Below are 17,070 nucleotides of genomic sequence, written 5' to 3'. Positions count from 1 at the left end.
TCTTAGGTCGAGACGATGATAGCAGGCAAAACAAGGATTGGGGGCGATACGCGGGGATTTAAAGCCAGGTCCGTTACCATTCTTGTAGTCAAAAACGGTCGCATAAATCGATGTTCATTGCCTTTTTTTCGCCCTGTAGTCAAGGGCCTATTGGTGTAGTGGAATTACACCGCATGCGACCAAGCAAGCATTGCTAAGGGAGTGAAAGGCTACGGATAATGCATTTTATTTCGTTCCCTGCTGCCGTGACGAGGCCCGCCGTGAGTCAAGAAAAACTCGAGACCTATTTTCAGGATTGGCAAGAAAACGAGGCATTGGCTGAGGAGATGATCCCGCTGTTGGGACGTCTCTACCGGAAGTACAATGTGGTGCCATCCTTGTACGGGCGTTCGTTGATCAACCGCTCGGTCATTCGGATTCTCAAGAACCATCGCTACGTCAAGAAGGTCGAAGGTACCGAGCTCTCGGTGCGCGATACACTGCCGATGGTCAAGGCCATGGCCGAGCTCGAACTAGGGCCGGCGCACATCGATATAGGCAAGCTGGGGGTGGCCTTCAAGCGCTCTGAGGAAGACGACATCAGTGCCTTCCTCGAAACGGAGCTGGCCGATATCGTGGGTCGCCACGCCGATACCGGTATGGGCGGCGAGCCCAAGGATGTCGTGCTTTACGGCTTCGGGCGCATCGGTCGTTTGCTGGCGCGTATCCTGATCGAGAAGGCGGGCGGCGGTAACTTGCTGCGGCTACGTGCCATCGTGGTGCGTGGCGGCGATGATGATCTCGAGAAGCGTGCCAGCCTGTTGCGTCGTGATAGCGTGCACGGGCCGTTCGCCGGCACGATCCGTGTCGATCATGAGAATGAGGCGATCATCGCTAACGGCAATTACATCCAGGTCATCCATGCCGATTCGCCCAGTGAGATCGATTACAATGCGTACGGGATCGACAATGCCCTGGTGGTCGACAACACCGGCAAGTGGCGCGACGAGGAAGGCCTGTCCCAGCACCTGGAGTCGAAGGGTGTGGCCAAGGTGTTACTGACGGCACCGGGCAAGGGCGGCGTCAAGAACATCGTGCATGGCATCAACCATGACGAGATCACCGACGAGGATCGCGTGATTTCCGCCGCCTCCTGCACCACCAACGCCATCGTGCCGGTGCTCAAGGCCGTCAACGACGAGTTCGGCATCGCGCACGGGCATGTCGAAACGGTGCATGCCTACACCAACGATCAAAACCTGATCGACAACTATCACAAGGGCGACCGCCGTGGTCGCAGTGCCGCGCTGAACATGGTGTTGACCGAAACCGGTGCCGCCAAGGCCGTGGCCAAAGCGCTTCCCGAGCTTTCGGGCAAGCTCTCCGGGAATGCCATTCGTGTGCCCACACCCGATGTTTCCATGGCCATTCTCAATCTTACGCTGGACAAGGCTACCGACCGCGAGGCGCTGAACGAGTACCTGCGCGATATGGCCTTGCATTCACGCATGCAAAAGCAGATCGATTACGTCGACTCGCCGGAGGTGGTGTCGTCCGATTTCGTGGGCAATCGCCATGCCGGGATCATCGATGCTCAGGCGACGATCGCCGATGATCGTCAGGTCGTGCTCTATGCGTGGTATGACAACGAATTCGGGTATAGCTGTCAGGTCGTGCGTATCCTGCAGCACATGTCCAACGTGCGTTTTGTGTACTTGCCGCGTGAGGCGCGCTGAGTATTTATTCCTGCCTTTCCCCATCTCCCCAGTGCCCCGATTCCGGGGCGCTGTCGTGTCTCGCATGCGCTATCGTAAGCCCCATACTTCCTAAGGTTATGTAGTCATTCGGGACTTGTCTCTCTATAATGGTGCCCGATTTTGGGGACGGCCCTTGGCCATGGGCCGAAAGAAGCAATCGTCTGATAAGAAAAGAATCCGACTCCCGTGAAGATTGCCCGCGCTGTTCAGCATGCTTCAAAGACGCGTTGCAAGCGTGTGAGCGTTCATGGACCCCTTTCCTTTCGAAACATCAGATCCGACAACTGGGCGAGACTATGATCGAAGTCAAACGAGGCCTGGATCTCCCCATCGCCGGGTCGCCCGAGCAGCGCATATACGATGCGCCGCCCGTGCGGCAGGTGGCGATTCTCGGTACCGACTACGTGGGCATGAAGCCGACGATGGAGGTCCGAGAGGGGGACAAGGTAAAACTGGGCCAGCTACTGTTCACCGACAAGAAGATCCCGGGCGTACGGTTCACGGCACCAGGTGCAGGCGAGGTGGTGGCGATCAACCGGGGCGAGAAGCGACGCCTGCTGTCGGTCGTCATCAAGCTCGATGATCACGAAGAGGCTGTACCTTTCACGGCGCATGGCGCGGACGCGCTGGATCGATTGGAGCGCCAGACGGTCGTCGATCAGCTGGTTGATTCGGGGCTCTGGACCGCATTCAGGACTCGCCCTTATTCTCGCACGCCTGCACCCGATGCCATCCCCGCCGATATTTTCGTTACCGCCATCGATACGCATCCTCTTTCCGCCGACCCCAACGTAGTGATTGGCGAGGACACCGCTGCGTTCGAGCAGGGGCTCAAGGTGCTCAAGCACCTCACACCGGGTCAAGTGTTCGTATGCCATGGGCAAGGCGCCGATTTGCCGGGCCGCGAGCTCGAAGGCGTACGTTTCGAGACCTTTGAAGGTCGGCATCCCGCTGGACTGGTGGGCACCCACATCCATTATCTCTCGCCGGTAAGCCTTGCGCGTCAGGTATGGCATCTCGGCTATCAGGATGTCATTGCTTTCGGCAAGCTGTTTGCCGAAGGACGCCTTGAAACACAGCGCGTAGTGGCCGTCGGCGGTCCGCGCGCCAAGCAGCCGCGCTTGTTGCGGACGCGCCTCGGGGCGAGCAGTAGTGAACTGCTGGAAGGCGAGATCGAATCGCCCGGGGACACTCGTGTGATTTCAGGTTCGGTCTTCGGTGGTGAGATCGCAGAAGGCTCGCGGTGCTTCCTGGGGCGTTTCCATCGCCAGTTCTCGCTGCTCGAAGAGGGCAATAAACGTGCCTTCCTGGGCTGGCTGTCACTCGGGTTGCGGCGTCATTCGGTGATGGGCATCTATGTCTCTCAGTTTCTGGGACTCAATCGGTATTCGCCGAATACGTCCACCAACGGTTCTGAACGTGCCATGGTGCCGGTGGGTGCCTACGAGCGCGTGATGCCGCTGGATATCATGCCGACGCAGCTGCTGCGCTCATTGATTGTGGGCGACATCGAGAGCTCGATGGAACTCGGCTGTCTGGAGCTGGATGAAGAAGATCTCGCGCTTTGTACCTACGTTTGCCCCGGCAAGTACGAGTACGGCCCCATCCTGCGTGATAACCTCACCATGATCGAGAAAGAGGTCTGACGATGGGAATTCGTAATACGCTCGACAAGCTCGAGCCGCATTTTCACCAGGGTGGTAAATACGAGAAGTTCTACGCGCTATACGAAGCGGTCGATACGATCTTCTATACCCCCCCGGACGTGACCAAGAGCACGGCGCATGTGCGTGATGGCATCGACCTCAAGCGCATCATGATCACGGTATGGCTATGTACCTTTCCGGCGATGTTCTTCGGCATGTACAACGCTGGTCTGCAGGCAAACATGGCGATCGGAGACGGCTTTGGTGCGCTGAGCGGATGGCGTGAAGCCATCACCATGGCGCTGGCGGGGAGTCACGACCCCGGCAGTATCTGGGCCAATTTCGTGCTGGGAGCCACATACTTTCTGCCTATCTACCTAGTGACCTTCGTCGTCGGTGGGTTCTGGGAAGTGCTGTTCGCCGTCAAGCGCGGTCATGAGGTCAACGAAGGCTTCTTCGTCACTTCCGTACTTTATGCATTGATCCTGCCGGCAACCATTCCGCTGTGGCAGGTGGCGCTCGGCATTACGTTCGGTGTGGTGATCGGCAAGGAAATCTTCGGCGGCACCGGCAAGAATTTTCTGAACCCGGCGCTGACCGGGCGCGCCTTCTTGTATTTCGCCTATCCGGCGCAGATCTCCGGCGATAGCGTATGGGTCCCTGCCGACGGCTATACCGGCGCCACCGCGCTCTCCACTGCGGCACAAAATGGTATGGGCGCCGTACAACAGGCATATAGCTGGTGGGACGCTTTCCTGGGCTTCATCCCCGGCTCGGTGGGGGAAACCTCGACATTGGCGATCCTCATCGGCGCGGTGGTCTTGCTGATCACGCGTATCGCCTCGTGGCGTATCATGCTGGGCGTATTCGTGGGCATGGCATTGACTGCAATGCTGTTTACCACCATTGGTTCAGATAGCAACCCGATGTTCGGCATGCCGTGGTACTGGCATTTCGTGCTCGGCGGCTTCGCCTTCGGGATGGTATTCATGGCCACTGACCCGGTATCGGCGTCGATGACGGATCGTGGCAAGTTGCTGTTCGGCCTCTTGATCGGGGTGATGACGGTCTTGATTCGCGTGGTCAATCCTGCGTTTCCGGAGGGCATCATGCTGGCGATCCTGTTCGCCAACCTGTTCGCGCCGATGATCGATCACTTCTTCGTGCAGGCCAACATCAAGCGCCGCCAGAAGCGTGATGCCGCGTATTCAACCGCGCCGACCGAGGAGACCACCTGATGGCCAGTAACAATTCCATCAAGAAGACGCTGACGGTCGCACTCGCGCTCTGCATCGTGTGCTCGGTGGTAGTATCGACCGCCGCCGTGGTCTTGCAACCTACCCAGCAGAAGAACCAGGAACTCGACCGCAAGAGCAACATCTTGCAGGTGGCCAATCTCTACGAGCCGGGGATGGACGTCGACGATGCGTTCGATGAGCTGATCACCTCGCGTGTGATCAATCTGGAAACTGGCGAGTACAGTGATCGTTTCGATCCGCAAAGTTACGATCAGTTCGAAGCCGCCAGAGATCCTGCGACATCACGTACCCTGTCAGGTGAAGAGGATAGTGCGGGCATCGGCCGTGAAGAGATGTACTCGACGGTCTATCTGGTGGGCGACAATCCCGATGACCCCGAGCAGATCATCCTGCCGATTCGCGGGCAGGGCCTGTGGGGGCTGATGCGTGGTTTCTTCGCCATTGAAGGCGATGGCAATACCATTATCGGGTTGTCCTACTATTCTCACTCCGAAACACCAGGGCTCGGCGGCGAGGTCGACAACCCTCGCTGGAAGTCGAAGTGGAAAGGTAAGGAGATTTATGCAGAAGATGGCATGAGTCCTGACATCTCCCTGGTCAAGGGCGGCGCCGACAGCAAGTATGAAGTCGATGCCTTGTCGGGGGCGACGCTGACGAGCCGCGGCGTTACCAACATGCTGCATTTCTGGCTGAGCGAGAGTGGCTTCGGCCCCTATCTCGCCCGCTTCCACGGCAATTCCGAAGGAGCGTGAACATGGCTGCTGAGTCCGTAAAAGATGTTGTTCTCTCGCCGGTCTTCAAGAACAATCCGATCGCACTGCAGGTGCTGGGAATTTGTTCGGCACTGGCGGTGACCAACTCCATGAGTGTGTCGTTGGTCATGGGCCTGGCCGTTATCGCGGTCACGGCGTGTTCCAACCTGTTCGTTTCATTGATTCGTCAGCATATTCCCTCGTCGATCCGCATCATCGTGCAGATGACCATCATTGCTTCGTTGGTCATCGTGGTCGATCAGGTGCTCAAGGCGTATGCCTACGAGATGTCCAAGCAGTTGTCGGTCTTCGTTGGGCTGATCATCACTAACTGTATCGTTATGGGCCGTGCTGAGGCCTATGCCATGCAGAACGGCCCCGTCATGAGCTTTCTCGATGGGGTCGGTAACGGCCTGGGCTATGCCGTGATCCTGCTGATCGTCGGCTTCTTCCGTGAGCTTTTCGGTTCCGGCAGCGTCTTCGGCTTCACGGTGCTGACGCCGGTGCAGGACGGTGGCTGGTACGTTCCCAACGGGCTTATGCTGTTGCCGCCCTCGGCATTCTTTGTCATTGGTTTGATCATCTGGGTCCTGCGGAGCATTCGTACCGAGCAGGTCGAAAAAGCCGAGTACCGGATCGTGGCCAACAGCAAGGCCAAGATTAAGGAGTCCGTGTGATGTTCGAGCATTACCTGAGCCTCTTCGTCAAGGCAGTGTTCGTGGAGAACATGGCACTGGCTTTCTTCCTCGGCATGTGTACATTTCTTGCCGTTTCCAAGAAGGTGTCCTCGGCCATCGGGTTGGGGATCGCGGTCGTGGTGGTGCTGACCATCACCGTGCCGGTCAACAACCTGATCCTGACGTATCTATTGAAGGAAGGGGCGCTGACCTGGACGGGCCTTGAAGGCGCCGAAAATATCGACCTGTCGTTCCTGGGACTTTTGAGTTATATCGGTGTCATCGCGGCACTGGTTCAGATCCTTGAGATGTTTCTCGATAAGTTCGTCCCCTCGCTCTATAACGCGTTGGGAGTTTTCCTGCCGTTGATCACGGTGAATTGCGCGATTCTCGGCGCTTCGCTGTTCATGGTCGAACGTAGCTACAACTTCGGCGAATCGGTGATCTACGGTGCCGGGGCTGGCTTCGGCTGGGCGCTGGCGATCGCGGCATTGGCGGGGATTCGTGAAAAGCTCAAGTACAGTGACGTGCCGGCCAGCCTCCAAGGGCTGGGGATTACGTTCATTACCGTCGGACTGATGTCATTGGGCTTCATGTCCTTCTCCGGCATCCAGCTCTAAGCAACGGAAATAGGAAACCGACATGGTTGATACATCCATCATCGTGATCGGCGTCGTCATGTTCACCGTGATCGTGCTCGGTCTGGTGGCCGTGATCCTGACGGCGCGCAGTCGCCTGGTCAGCAGTGGCGACGTCTCCATCGAGATCAACGGCGATCCCGAGAACACCTTGACGACCCAGGCGGGTGGCAAGTTGCTGCAAACGCTGGCTGCCAATGGCATCTTTCTTTCTTCGGCATGCGGTGGCGGCGGCTCTTGCGCCCAGTGCAGATGTCGTGTGGTCGACGGCGGGGGCTCGATTCTGCCCACCGAGGAGTCTCACTTCACCCTGCGTGAGAAGAAGGAAGGCTGGCGGCTGTCGTGTCAGGTGCCGGTCAAGCAGGACATGAAGGTCGAGGTTCCCGAGGAGGTCTTCGGCGTCAAGAAGTGGGAATGCGAGGTTACCGAAAATCCCAACGTCGCCACCTTCATCAAGGAACTCAACTTAAAGCTGCCCGAAGGCGAGGATGTAGCTTTCCGGGCCGGGGGCTATGTCCAGCTGGTGGCGCCACCTTACGACATCAAGTTCTCGGACTTCGATATCGAAGACGAATATCGCGGCGATTGGGACAAGTTCAGTCTCTTCGATATCTCCCACAAGAACGATGAGGAGATCATCCGCGCGTACTCGATGGCTAACTACCCGGATGAAAAGGGTATTCTCAAGTTCAACATCCGTATCGCTACGCCGCCACCCAATACCGGACATCCACCGGGGCTGATGTCGACGTACGCCTTCTCGCTCAAGCCGGGTGACAAGGTAACGGTGATGGGGCCCTTCGGTGAGTTCTTTGCCAAGGACTCCGATGCGGAAATGATCTTCATCGGGGGTGGTGCGGGCATGGCACCCATGCGCAGCCATATCTTCGATCAGCTCAAACGCCTCGAATCGACGCGCAAAATCTCGTTCTGGTACGGTGCCCGCTCCTGGCGTGAGACCTTCTATAATGAAGAATACGACCAGCTGGCGGAGGAGTTCGATAACTTCGAGTGGCACCTCGCGCTTTCCGATCCTTTACCGGAAGACAACTGGGAAGGTGACACCGGCTTCATCCATAACGTGCTTTACGAGAAGTACCTCAAGGATCATCCGGCGCCGGAAGACTGCGAATACTATATGTGCGGCCCGCCCATCATGAATGCGTCCGTCATCAAGATGCTGACTGACATGGGTGTAGAGCCTGAAAACATCATGCTGGACGACTTCGGCGGATGAGACCGGCAACATACGATGCAGGACCGGCCTGGAGAGGGCTGGTCCTGTTTGCATTATTGGTGCTGCTGGTCGGTTGCGATCAACCGCCTCAGGCGCATCGCTTTGAGGGGCCGATCTTCGGGACGGGCTACCATGTGACCGTCTATGGTGATTTCAGCGACAAGCAGCTCGCCTCACTGGAGAATGGGATCAAGGAGTCGCTCGACGAGGTCGACCACCTGATGTCGACCTATAAGTCCGATTCGGAGTTGTCGCGTTTCAATGCCGCGCCGGTGGATGAGCCGTTCGAATTGTCTTCGCCCACGGCGAAGGTGATCAAAGAATCGATCGACATCGGCGATCTTTCGAATGGTGCATTCGATGTCACCATCGGTAGCGCGGTCAACTTGTGGGGCTTCGGTCCCGAGATGCGTCCGGACGAAGTGCCCAGCGATGACGAAATCGCTCAAGCGTTGGACAAAGTCGGCTACCAAGCGCTGAAATTGAATGGCAATCGTTTGACCAAGACCAAGCCGGTGTATGTCGATCTTTCGGGCATCGCCAAGGGGTTCGGGGTCGACCAAGTGGCGGCTCGCCTAGATGCGCTGGGCGTGACGTCTTATCTCGTAGAAGTCGGCGGCGAGATCCGCACGCGGGGTGAGAAGCCGAATGGCGAGCCTTGGCGCATTGCCGTAGAAAAACCGGTTTCTCGAGAACGTAGCGTACAGCGCGTGCTCGAACTCGAAGACGTGGCGGTGGCAACATCGGGAGATTATCGTAATTATTACGAGGAAGACGGTCAGCGTTTTTCGCATACCATCGATCCGCGTACCGGTCGTCCGATTACCCATCATCTCGCTTCGGTGACGGTCGTGGCGGAACGCTGCTCGACAGCGGATGCCGTGGCGACGGCACTTGAGGTGCTGGGACCGAAGAAAGGCATGGCGTTGGCTAACCGCGAGGATATCGCGGCGTATTTCATCGTCAAAACTGATGAGGGCTTCAAAACAGAGCTCAGTGAAGCATTTCATACCTATCTTGCGGATAAGCCGTCCGAAGGGGAAAAGCAATGACACTATGGCTTTTGGTGTTTGCATTGATGCTGTTGCTGCTGGCCGGCATGGCCATCGGCGTCATTCTTGGCCGTAAGCCCATCGCCGGTTCCTGCGGCGGTCTGAATCAGCTGGGGCTGAAGGATGGCTGCGACATCTGCGGCGGCAACGACAAGGTCTGCGAGGAAGAAAGCCAGAAGCGTCGCAAGAGCGCACAGCGCAGCAGTGACGAAAGCCGTGGCGCCGACCTCGGTTACGACGCCGTACGGCGCTGACCGCACGCGTTCATGAATACTGACGTGGAATCGTTGGTTGAGTCCCACGCGCCTGAGGGCGTGTCCCGACATGACGATGCGACAGGTCCGTGATGCGCGGCGCTCATCGCCGCGCTTCGTGCGACTCCTGTGCCGTGACCGGTCTTGCGTTGAGACTTATCGCAGCGGTTCCTCATGCACCAAGAGGAGCAGGCGAACCTAATGGCAGTTCACAATTTTGATGTGGTGGTGATTGGCTCGGGACCCGCCGGGGAGAGTGCGGCCATCAATGCGGCCAAGCACGGCAAGCGCGTGGCCATCGTCGAGAAGCAGCAGGCGGTCGGCGGCAATTGCACGCACTGGGGCACGATTCCCTCCAAGGCGCTGCGTCACCAGGTCAAGCAGATCATGCAGTTCAATACCAACCGCATGTTCCGCGACATCGGCGAACCGCGCTGGTTTTCCTTTCCTCGCGTGCTGGAGCGTTCCAAGGTCACCATCGACCAGCAGGTCGAGATGCGCACGCAGTTCTATTCGCGCAACCGCATCAACCTGTTCTTCGGCGTTGCCCGCTTCCGCGACGAGCACACCCTGACCGTGCGCGACAACCAGGATGGCGTCGAGGAACTCTGCGCCCAGCAGTTCGTCATCGCCACGGGATCGCGGCCGTATCGCCCGGCCGATATCAATTTCCGGCATCCGCGTATCTATTGCTCGGATACCATCCTGGGGCTGTCGCACACGCCGCGCACCTTGATCATCTTCGGGGCCGGGGTCATCGGTTCCGAGTACGCGTCGATCTTCTCGGGTCTGGGGGTCAAGGTCGACCTGATCGACATGCGCGAGCGGCTGTTGTCGTTCCTCGACGACGAGATCAGCGACGCGTTGTCCTATCATCTGCGTCAGAACGGCGTGCTGGTGCGTCACAACGAGGACTACGAGAGCATCGAGGGCGATGAGTCGGGCGTGATCGTCAAGCTCAAGTCGGGCAAGCGGTTGCGCGCCGACGCCTTTCTCTGGGCGAACGGGCGGACCGGCAACACCGACGAGCTGGGGCTGGAAAACATCGGCCTCGAACCCAATGGGCGCGGTCAGCTACAGGTCGATGAGCATTATCGCACCATGGTGCCGCATATCTATGCCGTTGGGGATGTCATCGGTTGGCCGAGTCTGGCCAGCGCTGCCTACGACCAGGGCCGTAGCGCCAGCGATGACTTCCTGGAGGAAGACTTCCGCTTCGTCGAGGACATACCCACTGGCATCTACACGATTCCCGAGATCAGCTCGGTGGGCAAGAACGAGCGTGAGTTGACTGAAGCCAAGGTGCCCTACGAGATAGCGCAGGCGTTCTTCAAGGACACCGCACGTGCGCAGATTACCGGGGACACGGTAGGGATGCTCAAGATCCTTTTTCATCGCGAGACACTCGAGATTCTGGGCATTCACTGCTTCGGCGACCAAGCCTCCGAGATTGTACATATCGGCCAAGCCATCATGCAGCAAAAGGGCGAGGCCAATACTCTGAAATATTTCATCAATACCACCTTCAATTATCCGACCATGGCCGAGGCATATCGCGTTGCCGCGCAAAACGGCCTGAATCGCATATTCTGATATGAGCCGACATGGGCTCGTAGTTCGAGAGCCTTAGGCGTTCGCCGGCATGGTTCGGCATGCAATGAGCCGGCACAAGTGCCGGCTCATTGCGTTGGTACCTATTAGCACAAGGAGGTTTTATGTATCGGGAAGACAAGCAACATAGCGACGAAACGACGTTCACACTGGGGCGCGAGGAATTGGTCATCCACCGCCGTCATGAATTGGCCAGTACCGTGAACGATCTCTTGCTGGGGCTGTGGTTCACGATCGGTAGTGTCTGTTTTTTCTATCAAGGAAGTATCAAGGAAGCGGGTATCTGGTTGTTCGTGTTGGGCAGTTTGCAACTGCTGGTTCGCCCGGTGATTCGTTTGCATCGCCAGATCACACTTAAGCAATTGCCTGCCAGCAGTCAGGAATTCTGAGACAGCTACCGGTAGCGATAGACCCGCAGGCTGGGCAGGAAGGGCGTGTCCTCGAGCTTTGTGTCGGCGCGTTGGGCGCGAGTACGAGTGCTGGGTGGTGTCGCCTTCGGGGTATTGTGCGAAGGCAAGCAACCGTCCTCGCTGGGAATGAATAGAGGCAATGGCAGATTCATGGCACGGCGCATGCGCCCATCCGCGAGCGCTTCGCGAAAGAACAGGTTGGCGCGCATGACGGGGGCCTGGGTTTGTACTTGTGCCAATGGCTCGCCATCGGGGATGTCTGCCAAATGGCGTAGCTGGATGCGAATATGTGGGCTTTCCGTATCCATTTCCAAAAGCCGCCGTTCAGCATCACGCACGCTCAGTCGCTTGATGGAGCGCCCGCTGGTATACCAGGCGAGACGCACGCGCGAAAGCGGGGCGTCCGCCACGGGAAGGTGGCGCCAGCATTGCTTGAGATGCAGACGTGCCAGCCCCTGGCCACGTAGATGATCGTGCAGCGTGGGATGACGAAAGGGCAGCACGGCCTTGATCTCGGGGAGCAAGCTCGGTGCGTCCTGGCGAATCTCGGCGAGTGTCGCCGCGAAGGTTTGCTTGGCGTGATTGATGTCGGCAACGTACGCCAGCAACGTGGAGTCAGCGGCAATCAGGCCGATGTAATTGCGCGTCGCACGACCGTCTTGGCCGTCTTGATACCAGAAGTCGAGCAGTGCATGGCGTAGCCACGCGATATTGAAGGGAATCTCGCCCAGTACCCAGCCCTTCGGGGGCGCGTGTTCGACATGGCCCATGAGCGCCTCGCAGGTTTCGACTACATGATCGAAGTCGTGCTCGAGCCGGGCTAGGAGGTGGTATTGCCGCTCCATTATTATACCGTTATCTAAATTTTAATGACCACATAGTGGCAAGCTTAGCGCGCCTTGGCAAGTATGCCAGGCATTCGATGTCGATCATGGCATATGGCCAGCGCCCGTCCATGGATGGCGGGCCAGTGCGGCCCGCCACTCAACGATCACGGTAACGCTTGGTGAGATCGGCGTAAGCATCGACGCGTCGGTCACGCAGATAGGGCCAGGCCCGCCGCACTCGTTCGCTACGTGTCATGTCGAGTTCGACCAGTAGATGTGTCGTGTCATCGCCGGCCTGGGCCAATATCTCGCCCTGTGGGCCGCAAATGAAACTACCGCCCCAGAAGTCGATGCCCGATGTTACATTCGATGGGTCGGCTTCATGGCCCACGCGATTGGCGACCACCACTGGCAGACCATTGGCCACCCCGTGCGAGCGCTGAATCAACGTCCAGGCGTCCTTTTGCCGTTGCTTCTCGGGATCGTCGTCGGGCGGGTGCCAGCCGATGGCGGTGGGGTAGAGCAGCAGGTCGGCGCCGGCCAAGGCCATCAAGCGTGCAGCTTCTGGATACCACTGGTCCCAACAAACCAAGACGCCGAGTCGGCCGACAGATGTCTCGATAGGCTCGAATCCGGCGTCCTCTTCGGCATCGCCGGGCGTGAAATAGAATTTTTCGTAAAAGCCCGGGTCGTCGGGTATATGCATCTTGCGATAGTGGCCGACACGACCGCGCTGACGATCGAAGACCACGGCCGTGTTGTGATAGAGCCCGGCGGCACGGCGCTCGAAAAGCGAGCCGACGAGTACGATATCGAGTTCGGCGGCGAGAGCGGCCAGATGCTGGGAACTAGGACCGTCTAGCGGTTCGGCGAGATCGAACAGGCGGTCGTCTTCCGTCTGGCAGAAGTAATGCGTGGCATGTAGTTCCTGGAGCAGAATCAACTCGGCGCCTTTCCCTGCCAGTTCACGAATGCCAGCGTCGCTTTCCTGCAGGCTACGGGCCTTGTCGGGCCAGGCTTGTTGCTGAACGAGTCCTACCTTGAGCGTCGAGGACATGGCGTCACTCCTTGTCATTGGCACTGCGATCGTTGGCACTGCTGTCATTGGTCCTGTCGGTGGACGCGGTGAAGAAAGCGCCGCGTGGCAGCTGCATGGTCAGACAGTGGAGGCTGCCATGTTGGCGGATCACGGTACGACAGTCGATGGGAATGATATCGCGTCCGGGGAACGCGCTGGCCAGTGCCGTCAGGGCCACGCCATCGGCGCCATCGGCATAGGTGGGCACGAGAACCGCACCGTTGATGATCAGAAAGTTGGCATAGGTAGCGGGCAGGCGGTGGCCATCATCGGGGTCATAGCATGCGCGGGGCAAGGGCAGGGGAATAAGACGGTAAGGCCCGCCATCGGCGCGCTGAAAGGCCTTGAGTTCGCTTTCCATCTGCGCCAACGCGGTGAAATGAGGGTCGTCAGGGTCCTCGCAGCGCACATACGCGATGGTCTCGGAATCGCAAAACCGGGCCAGAGTGTCGATGTGGCTATCGGTATCGTCACCTTCGAGATAGCCCTGCGTCAGCCATAGGCAACGCTCGATGCCCATATCGTCGCGCAATGCGGATTCGATGTTTTCACGCGTCAGGTGTGGGTTGCGGTTGGGATTGAGCAGGCATGCTTCGGTGAGTAGTAACGTGCCGTCACCATCGCCGTCGATGGCGCCGCCTTCCAAGACTAACTCACGTGCCTCCCGCGGGGCAGCGTAAATGCCGATATCCGAGAGAGCCGCTGTCAAGGCGTTATCGCGCTCGGCGGCGAACTTGCCGCCCCAGCCCGTGAAGCAATAATCGAGTAGCACGACATTACCGTCGCGTTCGATGGCAATCGGCCCATGATCTCGGGTCCAAGTATCGTCCGAAGGGGCCTCGATGAGATGCCATTGCTTGGGATGAATGCCCAAGCGGGAAAAGCGTGAATCGAGGCGTTGGCGTGTTGCGTCATCGGCGACGACAACCAATACGGGCTGGTATCGTGTGATAGCTACGACCAAGGCTTCCAGAGAGGCTTCGATACGCTCGAGCAGGGGCTCCCAATCGCTATCTGCACTGGGCCAAGTGAGTTGAATGGCATCTTGGGGATGCCATTCGGGGAACAGGCGTGGGAGCATTGCGGTCTCCTATGGGATTGAGACACGACGCCGTGGCAGGATCTCGGTGTCATGTCGATGATGACGGCGGCCGCGGCATTTTAGCCTTCGCCGACACGGATGCAAGTATCACCAGGCGCTGCCCATGATGAGGCCATCGAATGATTTTTCGCCGTCATTGGCTCATGCAGGAGCACGCAAAAACACGTACCATGAGCCCGGCTCATACCAAGGAATCGATGTCGATGCTGGATCGCTTGCCGTTTCTTATCGGATTGCGCTATGTACGCGCGAAACGTCGCAACCATTTCATTTCATTCATATCCCTGACGTCCATGCTGGGCTTGATGCTGGGCGTGGCGGTGTTGATCCTCGTCTTGTCGGTCATGAACGGTTTCGATCATGAATTGCGGACACGCATACTGGGCATGGTGCCGCATACCAAGATCGAAGCCCAGGGGGGCATGACCAACTGGAAAACGCTCGCCGAACGCCTGGAGAAGCGTGATCACGTCATCGGCGCGGCGCCCTTCGTTCAACAGCAAGGCATGTTTTCCTCCGAGGGGCGCACCCAGGGAGCCATGGTCAACGGGATCGAGCCGAGCTATGAAAGCAAGGTATCGATCATCGACGAGCACATGACGCGAGGTACGCTAGACGATCTTGCGCCCGGCGAGTGGCATGTGGTGCTGGGTGACTTGTTGGCACGCAACCTTGGCGTGGGCGTGGGGGACCGCGTGACATTACTGGTGCCCGAGGCGTCGATCACGCCGGGGGGCGTCTTCCCGCGCCTTAAGCGTTTCACTGTCAGCGGCATCTTCAAGATAGGCGCCGATCTCGACGCCAACCTGGCCTATGCCAACATCAAGGACATGCAGAAGCTGGGCCGCCTGGGAGATTCGGTCGGTGGCCTGCGTCTGGAGCTTGATGACCTCTTCCAGGCGGGGCCAGTCACCAATGCGATCGTGGACGATCTGGGCAGTGGCTACCGCGGGATCGATTGGACCTATACCCATGGCAATCTGTTTCAGGCGATCCAGATGGAAAAGCGCATGATCGGGTTGTTGCTGATGGTGATCATCGCCGTGGCGGCGTTTAACATCGTCTCCACACTGGTCATGGTGGTGACGGACAAGCACGCCGACATCGCGATCTTGCGGACCATCGGCGCCAAGCCGGGGACCATCATGCGTATCTTCATGGTCCAGGGCATGGCGATCGGCACCATTGGTACCGTCGTGGGTGTGGTGCTCGGCGTGGTGCTGGCATTGTCGGTATCGGACTTGATTGCCTGGTTCGAGGCATTGACGGGTATCCAGTTCCTGGATCCTAATGTCTATTTCATCAGCTACCTGCCCTCACAACTTCAGTGGGGCGACGTGGGCATCATCGCAGGATCGGCTTTCGTGCTGACATTCCTGTCGACGCTGTATCCCGCTTGGCGTGCGGCGCGTATTCAACCGGCCGAGGTATTGCGTTATGAATGAGGAAACCGCGATGGCATCGAATGGCAATTCCACGTTCGCCAACAATGAGATCATGCTGCAGTGCGATGGTTTGACGCGTATTTATCGCGAGGGCCCGCAGGACGTCACCGTGCTTGATGCGCTGGAATTAGAAGTGCGTGCCGGTGAGCGCGTCGCCGTAGTGGGGAGCTCAGGATCAGGCAAGACCACATTGCTCAACCTCTTGGGTGGCCTCGACCGCCCGAGTGCGGGGTATGTGCGGGTTGCCGGTCAGTCGCTGGCCGAAATGGGGGAAGCCGCATTGGGCGGCTTTCGCAATCGCCACATCGGCTTCGTGTATCAGTTCCACCATCTGCTGGCAGAGTTTTCGGCGCTGGAAAATGTCGCCATGCCATTGCTCATTCGCGGGCAAAAAAGGCAGGAGGCGCAGGCAAAGGCGCGTGACATTCTGTCCCGGGTGGGCATGGCAGAGCGTTGCGAGCACAAACCGGGCGAACTCTCGGGCGGGGAGCGGCAACGCGTGGCGATAGCCCGTGCCTTGGTGACTGATCCCAGCCTGGTGCTGATGGACGAGCCGACCGGTAATCTTGATCAGACCACGGCGGGCAATATTCTGTCGCTGATGGATAGTCTTGCCGCACATAGCGCCTGCGCCTTCATCATCGTCACTCACGACACTGGCCTCGCCGCCCACCAAGACCGCGTGATGCGCCTTGATCAGGGGCGCTTGAGCGCGGCCTGAGTAAGAACGTTACGTCTGACGCTGGCGGCGCCGTCGTGCGCGGCGTTTCCAGCTTCGGGCCACCTGCCAACGCCAGATCAGTCGGATGACCAGGTTGCTGAGCAAGCCGACGATGATCGCCACCACGAGCGAGCCCGTCAGCAAGGCGGGCAAGATATCTGCCATTTTCTCGGCAATCCACGCCGTCGACAGCCTGTCGGGCATGTGGCGCGCGGGCGAGTCGAGCAGCCATGCACCGACACGGTAATTAAAGTAGAAAATCACCGGTATGGTGAGTGGGTTGGTCAGCCAGACGAGGCTAACCGACAATGGCAGGTTACAGCGCAGCAGCCAAGCGCCGAAGGCAGCGACGACCATTTGTAAGGGGATCGGTAGTAGCGCAACGAAAAGACCCACCATGAAAGCATTGCCTACGCTACGGCGCGACAGCATCCATAGGGACGGGTCGCCCAGCAGGTGGTGCATGAAACGCAGCGATTTCTGGCGTTTCAGCGTTTCCGGCCGGGGCATGTAACGCTGCAGAAGTCGGCGGGGCATGATCCACGAGCTAGCGAAGTGTCGATTCATTATCCATACAACCCTGGGCTCTCGCTATCGTTGCGCGCGAGCGCGCAGCAGTCGATGA

At 58.5% G+C, this 17,070-nt stretch carries 17 protein-coding genes; 13 read left to right on the top strand and 4 right to left on the bottom strand.

Translation table 11 applies throughout. From position 1 onward, the window contains the following. The first annotated feature begins 260 nt into the window (after positions 1–260). From LUN51_RS09115 to LUN51_RS09065, 11 genes are all read left to right on the top strand, one after another. A complete protein-coding gene (locus LUN51_RS09115; protein ID WP_277811013.1) occupies positions 261–1,715 on the top strand; it encodes a glyceraldehyde-3-phosphate dehydrogenase in 1,455 nt (484 codons plus the stop codon). Positions 1,716–2,032: 317 nt separating this feature from the next. Next, complete coding sequence (locus LUN51_RS09110) at positions 2,033–3,382, top strand: Na(+)-translocating NADH-quinone reductase subunit A (RefSeq protein WP_277811012.1); 1,350 nt, start codon at positions 2,033–2,035, stop codon at positions 3,380–3,382. A 2-nt stretch (positions 3,383–3,384) separates the two neighbouring features. Beyond that, on the top strand, positions 3,385–4,620 hold the full coding sequence (locus LUN51_RS09105) for an NADH:ubiquinone reductase (Na(+)-transporting) subunit B (protein WP_277811011.1): 1,236 nt from the start codon (positions 3,385–3,387) through the stop codon (positions 4,618–4,620). Then, entirely contained in the window at positions 4,617–5,393 is a 777-nt protein-coding gene (locus tag LUN51_RS09100; RefSeq protein ID WP_277811049.1) for a Na(+)-translocating NADH-quinone reductase subunit C, read from the top strand. The genes LUN51_RS09105 and LUN51_RS09100 overlap by 4 nt, the downstream gene beginning before the upstream one ends. Positions 5,394–5,395: 2 nt before the next feature. Continuing rightward, positions 5,396–6,070, top strand: coding sequence for an NADH:ubiquinone reductase (Na(+)-transporting) subunit D (locus tag LUN51_RS09095; RefSeq protein ID WP_040243703.1), 675 nt, complete (start codon positions 5,396–5,398; stop codon positions 6,068–6,070). Then, on the top strand, positions 6,070–6,690 hold the full coding sequence (gene nqrE / locus LUN51_RS09090; protein WP_040243701.1) for an NADH:ubiquinone reductase (Na(+)-transporting) subunit E: 621 nt from the start codon (positions 6,070–6,072) through the stop codon (positions 6,688–6,690). Before LUN51_RS09095 ends, nqrE begins: the two co-directional genes overlap by 1 nt. 22 nt (positions 6,691–6,712) lie before the next feature. Next, the gene (gene nqrF / locus LUN51_RS09085; RefSeq protein ID WP_040243699.1) at positions 6,713–7,945 is read left to right on the top strand and encodes an NADH:ubiquinone reductase (Na(+)-transporting) subunit F; all 1,233 of its coding nucleotides are present in this window, start codon (positions 6,713–6,715) and stop codon (positions 7,943–7,945) included. Next, complete coding sequence (locus tag LUN51_RS09080; RefSeq protein ID WP_277811010.1) at positions 7,942–8,997, top strand: FAD:protein FMN transferase; 1,056 nt, start codon at positions 7,942–7,944, stop codon at positions 8,995–8,997. The genes nqrF and LUN51_RS09080 overlap by 4 nt, the downstream gene beginning before the upstream one ends. Further along, positions 8,994–9,251: a (Na+)-NQR maturation NqrM gene (nqrM, locus tag LUN51_RS09075; protein WP_277811009.1), complete on the top strand. Its 258-nt coding sequence runs from the start codon at positions 8,994–8,996 to the stop codon at positions 9,249–9,251. The genes LUN51_RS09080 and nqrM overlap by 4 nt, the downstream gene beginning before the upstream one ends. A 174-nt stretch (positions 9,252–9,425) precedes the next feature. Further along, a complete protein-coding gene (gene sthA, locus LUN51_RS09070; RefSeq protein ID WP_277811008.1) occupies positions 9,426–10,844 on the top strand; it encodes a Si-specific NAD(P)(+) transhydrogenase in 1,419 nt (472 codons plus the stop codon). 122 nt (positions 10,845–10,966) lie between these two features. Then, positions 10,967–11,251, top strand: a complete 285-nt coding sequence (locus tag LUN51_RS09065; RefSeq protein WP_277811007.1) for a YrhK family protein — start codon at positions 10,967–10,969, stop codon at positions 11,249–11,251. Positions 11,252–11,256: 5 nt separating this feature from the next. On the opposite strand, the gene LUN51_RS09060 is transcribed toward LUN51_RS09065, so the two are convergent. From LUN51_RS09060 to LUN51_RS09050, 3 genes are all read right to left on the bottom strand, one after another. Continuing rightward, positions 11,257–12,117: a DNA replication terminus site-binding protein gene (locus tag LUN51_RS09060; RefSeq protein WP_277811006.1), complete on the bottom strand. Its 861-nt coding sequence runs from the start codon at positions 12,115–12,117 to the stop codon at positions 11,257–11,259. A gap of 139 nt (positions 12,118–12,256) precedes the next feature. After that, positions 12,257–13,156: a carbon-nitrogen hydrolase gene (locus LUN51_RS09055; protein WP_277811005.1), complete on the bottom strand. Its 900-nt coding sequence runs from the start codon at positions 13,154–13,156 to the stop codon at positions 12,257–12,259. A 4-nt stretch (positions 13,157–13,160) separates the two neighbouring features. Then, positions 13,161–14,258, bottom strand: coding sequence for an agmatine deiminase family protein (locus LUN51_RS09050; RefSeq protein WP_277811004.1), 1,098 nt, complete (start codon positions 14,256–14,258; stop codon positions 13,161–13,163). 224 nt (positions 14,259–14,482) lie between these two features. On the opposite strand from LUN51_RS09050, the gene LUN51_RS09045 reads away from it, so the two are divergent. Together LUN51_RS09045 and LUN51_RS09040 are read left to right on the top strand one after the other, a co-directional pair. Next, positions 14,483–15,724 (top strand): lipoprotein-releasing ABC transporter permease subunit, encoded by a 1,242-nt coding sequence (locus LUN51_RS09045; protein WP_277811003.1) that lies wholly within the window; start codon positions 14,483–14,485, stop codon positions 15,722–15,724. Then, the gene (locus LUN51_RS09040) at positions 15,717–16,445 is read left to right on the top strand and encodes an ABC transporter ATP-binding protein (RefSeq protein ID WP_277811002.1); all 729 of its coding nucleotides are present in this window, start codon (positions 15,717–15,719) and stop codon (positions 16,443–16,445) included. The genes LUN51_RS09045 and LUN51_RS09040 overlap by 8 nt, the downstream gene beginning before the upstream one ends. Before the next feature lie 9 nt (positions 16,446–16,454). Here the strand turns inward: LUN51_RS09040 and LUN51_RS09035 are convergent, their stop codons facing one another. Next, on the bottom strand, positions 16,455–16,982 hold the full coding sequence (locus LUN51_RS09035) for a DUF2062 domain-containing protein (RefSeq protein ID WP_277811001.1): 528 nt from the start codon (positions 16,980–16,982) through the stop codon (positions 16,455–16,457). Positions 16,983–17,070: the final 88 nt, after the last annotated feature.

The organism is Chromohalobacter canadensis, assembly GCF_029544075.1.
Taxonomy (GTDB): Bacteria; Pseudomonadota; Gammaproteobacteria; order Pseudomonadales; family Halomonadaceae; genus Chromohalobacter; species Chromohalobacter canadensis_A.
This window is presented reverse-complemented; position numbering and strand designations above follow the sequence as displayed.